6 protein-coding genes are annotated in these 4,714 nt (G+C 31.7%); 1 reads left to right on the plus strand and 5 read right to left on the minus strand.

What is annotated here, in order from left to right:
• Positions 1-381: DUF933 domain-containing protein (locus HOH73_06190; GenBank protein ID MBT5828443.1), on the plus strand; the 381-nt coding region annotated here is incomplete at its 5' end.
• Between the two features lie 167 nt (positions 382-548).
• On the opposite strand, the gene HOH73_06195 is transcribed toward HOH73_06190, so the two are convergent.
• The 5 genes from HOH73_06195 to HOH73_06215 form a co-directional block, all read right to left on the minus strand.
• A complete protein-coding gene (locus tag HOH73_06195) occupies positions 549-902 on the minus strand; it encodes a dihydroneopterin aldolase (protein MBT5828444.1) in 354 nt (117 codons plus the stop codon).
• 1 nt (position 903) lies between these two features.
• Entirely contained in the window at positions 904-2,016 is a 1,113-nt protein-coding gene (gene ald / locus HOH73_06200) for an alanine dehydrogenase (protein MBT5828445.1), read from the minus strand.
• Between the two features lie 19 nt (positions 2,017-2,035).
• Entirely contained in the window at positions 2,036-3,274 is a 1,239-nt protein-coding gene (locus HOH73_06205; protein ID MBT5828446.1) for an MFS transporter, read from the minus strand.
• Complete coding sequence (locus tag HOH73_06210) at positions 3,246-4,283, minus strand: adenosine kinase (protein ID MBT5828447.1); 1,038 nt, start codon at positions 4,281-4,283, stop codon at positions 3,246-3,248. The genes HOH73_06205 and HOH73_06210 overlap by 29 nt, the downstream gene beginning before the upstream one ends.
• Before the next feature lie 237 nt (positions 4,284-4,520).
• Positions 4,521-4,714, minus strand: a 194-nt coding sequence (locus HOH73_06215; protein ID MBT5828448.1) for a hypothetical protein, incomplete at its 5' end; no start/stop codon positions are given.

Raw genomic sequence — 4,714 nt, forward strand, 5'->3', positions numbered from 1 at the left:
GCTGATATAGAAAATCAGATTAATGAGCTAGATTCTACAGAAAGAAAAAATTTTATGGAGATGATTGGTTTAAAAGAAACTGGATTAAGTATGTTAATTCAAAAGGGATATAAAATTTTAGAGTTAGATACCTACTTCACCTCAGGTCCTGAAGAAACTAGAGCTTGGACTATTCAAAAAAACTGCACTGCTCCAAAAGCAGCTGGAGAAATTCATACAGATTTCGAAAAAGGCTTTATCAAAGCAGATACTATTGCTTATGCAGATTATATAACTTACGGTGGAGAAAAAGCCGCAAAGGAAGCTGGTAAGCTGCGTCAAGAAGGTAAAGAATATCTAGTTCAAGATGGTGACATTTTTCACTTTAAATTTAATAATTAAATAAGCTTAAACTATATATCAAGCAAGCCAATTTGATCTACTCAAATAGATTATATTATGTATAAAAATTATATAATTTAGCGCGCACAAAAAAATACAAAAAAGTTACGCAAAGAAGGTGAAATATCTCATATGATGAATATTCCCCCCCCTCTTTATTTAAGTAATTAAACACGCTTAAAAAGCTCTTCCACAGAAACTAACTCAGCCTGCTCCAAAATATTTGGTTTGGCAATATTAACTATTACCTGATCAATTAAGCTAAATTGCTTAATTAATTTACTCCCTATTACAGATACTAGAGCCTCTATTAAGTCATACTCTTTATTAAGAGTTAACTTATCTATTAAAGAACCAATTAAATCGTAATCTATAGTATTGCTAATATTGTCACTTTTGGCAGCTTTTTTACCATCAAAGCAGATAGTTAAACTAATTAAAATTTCTCTAGCTTGTAACTTCTCCTCTGGATATATCCCCAAGATAGTTTTAGCCTTATAATTTTTAATAATTATTTTCATGCTAAAACAAGCTATTTACATCTGCATATGGCAAAGAAAATTGCTTAGCTACTGCTTCAACAGTAATTTTATCTTGATATATGTTTAGACCATTTAAGAAGCCCTTATCTAGCTTAAAAGCTTCTTTGTAACCTAAGTTAGCCAATTTCAAAATATAAGGCATTATTGAATTCTCTAGTGCTTTAGAAGCTGTCCTTGCAACAGCTGCAGGCATATTAGTTACACAATAATGTACTACACCATCAACTTCATAAGTGGGGTTTGAATGTGTTGTTGGCTTACTAGTGGCAAAGCAACCACCCTGATCAATAGCAACATCAACTATTACAGAACCTCGCGCCATTTTTTTAATTAAGTCCGCACTAACTAATTTTGGTGCTTTAGTACCAGGTACTAGCACCGCACCAACTATTAAATCTGCATTTTCAACATAACGCTCTAATAATTCAGCATTACTATAATAAGATCTTACCTTAGAACCAAATCTTATATTTAGCTCTTCTATTTTATTAACTGACTTGTCTAAAATCACGACATTAGCGCCCATGCCGCTGGCTATTTCTGCCGCACTAGCTCCAACAACTCCTCCTCCTATCACGAGAACATTCGCAGCTGGAACACCAGTCACCCCTCCTAGCAAAATACCTTTACCACCATTGTTTTTTTGTAATGTGGCAGCGCCTACCTGGGTTGCTATTTTACCCGCCACTTCACTCATTGGCTTTAATAAAGGAAGATTATTGTCTTTGTCAGTTACCGTTTCGTAAGAAATACCTACGATATTTTTTTTAATTAGTGATCTAGTTAATTCCTCCTCTGCAGCTAGGTGTAAGTAAGAAAATAAAATTTGCTTCTCTCTAAATTTAGAAATTTCTTCTGGCTGTGGTTCTTTTACCTTAACCACCAGATCTGCCTTTGCAAATAACTCATCAGCATTTTCTGTGATTTTCGCTCCAACTGCAAGATATGCGTCATTATCATAACCTACATCTTTAGCTGCATTACTTTCTATTAAAACTACATGCCCTGCGTTAACTAGCTCAGCTGCACCAGATGGTGATAAAGCTACTCTTTTTTCATTATCTTTTATTTCTTTTAATACTCCTATTATCATGCTAACCTTAATGTAATATTTATTTGTTTTTAATAAAATATATCAATATAAGAGCTGGCAGTGCAAGTAAAGAAGAAAATGCAAAAAATTCTATCCAATTTATCTTTTCGGCAATAAAACCAGACGAGCTTGATAGCCAAGTTCTCGAAATAGCAGCTACTGAACTCAGTAAAGCATATTGTGTAGCACTAAATTTTAAATTACATAAACTACTAATATAAGCTACAAAAACTATAGTACCTATTCCAGCTGCTAAATTTTCTGCTGATATTGTTAAAGCTAAAAATAAGTGATCTTTGCCAATATATGCTTGCGCACAAAAAATCAAATTAGTAATTAATTGTAATATGCCAGCAATTAGTAAAGCTTTAGGTAAGTTATAGGCCTTAACTAACAGCGCGCCTAATATGGAGCCAACTAATGTGGCAATTAAACCAACAGTTTTTACATAAAAAGCTATATCCACTTTTGTAAAACCAAGCTCCAAAATAAATGGTGCCGTCATTATGCCGGCAAAAGCATCACCTAATTTATACAAGATAATAAAAAATAAGATTAATATAAAATTTTCATTATTCTTAAAATCAACAAAAGGATTCTTAACATATTGTACGAGCCAATTTTCTAAACCTTTATATTTTTCTCTAGATTGCTCTTTAGTCTGATTTAAAAAAAAGCTATTAAAGGCAAATAACAAAAATAATATAGCCATTATTTGATAGCTAAAGTGAAAATCAAATTTTTCTGCAATAATTAACGCCCCCGCAGAGGATATTAACATTCCTATGCGATAACCATACACGAATAGAGAGGCTGCTATACCCTGATCTTCTATTCTAAATAATTCTACTCTATAGGCATCTATCACTATATCTTGTGAAGCAGAAAAAAATGATACTAAAAATGCTAATAGCGCAATAATAAAAATATGTTCCAGGGGTGAAAATTTACTAAATAAAAATATACTAATAAAAAGTAAAATCTGCACTAAAAACAACCATGATTTTCTTAAGCCTAATTTATTGTATAAGTAAGGTAGCTTTATACCATCAATTAAAGGAGACCATAGAAATTTTAATGTGTAAGGCGTTGATACAAAAGCAAATAAACCAATTGTGGTTTTTGATAAGCCTAGTTCTTTCAACCAAATTGATAAAGTAGAAAAAACCAGAGCAAGCGGAAGACCACTAGCTATTCCTAAAATGAATATGTTAAATATATCTAAGTTATTAAGAGACTTTAGAAGCGTTAATTTCATTTAGGTCTTCTATGTCACTAATTGTTTTGGGTAAATTAATTTTTGGTCTAGCTCCTATATGCTCAATAACTTTTCCTGCTATATTATTTGCTATAAGAGCAGAATCATAATTAGAAAATTTATTTATATAACCATATAAAAAACCAGCTGCAAAAGAGTCGCCTGCACCAGTGCAATCTAGTGCATTTTTCTTTTTACTGTCAATAAAGTCAATTTTATTTTTAGTGATAATAATAGCTCCTTTTTCCGCTCTTGTAATAATCAGATTTTTCAAACTGCTAACCTCTAAATTAGCTTGTAGAACCATTAAATTGCTTTCACTCAAAGAATCTATATCATATAAGGCTAAAATTTCATGCTCATTACCAAATAACAAATCTACTTGCTCATTTGCTAATTTTCTAAATTCAGTTAGATGCCTTTCCACACAAAAAGAATCGGACAGTGACAAAGCTACTTGGCCATCCTTATCTCTGGTCGTGTTGATTAAACTGGAAATAGTTCTTTTTGTTACAGCTCTATCCCATAAATAGCCTTCAACATATAATATGCTTTGGTTTTTAATAACCTCCTCCTCTCTCTTTTCTAAGGAAATTTCAGAAGCACAGCCAAGATATGTGCACATAGTTCTTTCTCCATCTGGTGTCACTAAAATAATAGATTTTGCTGTTTCCTCATGACTCTCTTTATGAGTGTTGATAAATCTTATTTTTTCATTTTGTAGCTCAGTTATATATTTTTTACCATAATAACCATTTGAAACATTACCAATAAAAGTAGAGTTTACGCCATACTGGCTTAAAAAACTTATGGTATTTGCCGCAGAACCTCCCGATGAGACACTAAATGGGATATTCTTATTTTTAAGATACTCTAAGATAGATGAGCATTTTTGTTTATCGCACAAAACCATACCACCTTTTGGTAAGTCAAATTGCATTAATGTTTTTTCTTCTATTTGGAAAATTATATCACAAATAGCATTTCCAATCGCTGTAATATTTTGCATAATAGTTTTTATTTTAAATATAGAACAGACTCCTTAATTTACAATTAACTATTTTAGCTGAATATAATGGTAATATTTTATAATTAGAAACACATATTATCAAAAACTCTATTCATATTTAAGTAAATTAAGCATGTACTTACAGCTTGGCTTATTCAGGTTTCTGCTCGCACTACAATGCCCAACATTAAGTATGTAAGTCTTATATTACTAGTTATACTTTCTTTAACAAATGTGTTAAGCTTGTTCAAGCGCCTTAGCATCTTCAGTTGGTTTAGCATCTTCTGGGTTTTGCTGAGCATTATTACGACCATGATTGGGTATGTAAGGCTCTTGTATTGGTATTTCAACTTTCTTTAATAAACGCTTAGTAAAGAATTTTTCTTTAAAATAGAAGATTTTCTTGCTTTTTATTGGTGGGCTAGCCTCTA

This window comes from Alphaproteobacteria bacterium, assembly GCA_018667735.1.
GTDB lineage: Bacteria > Pseudomonadota > Alphaproteobacteria > Rickettsiales > JABIRX01 > JABIRX01.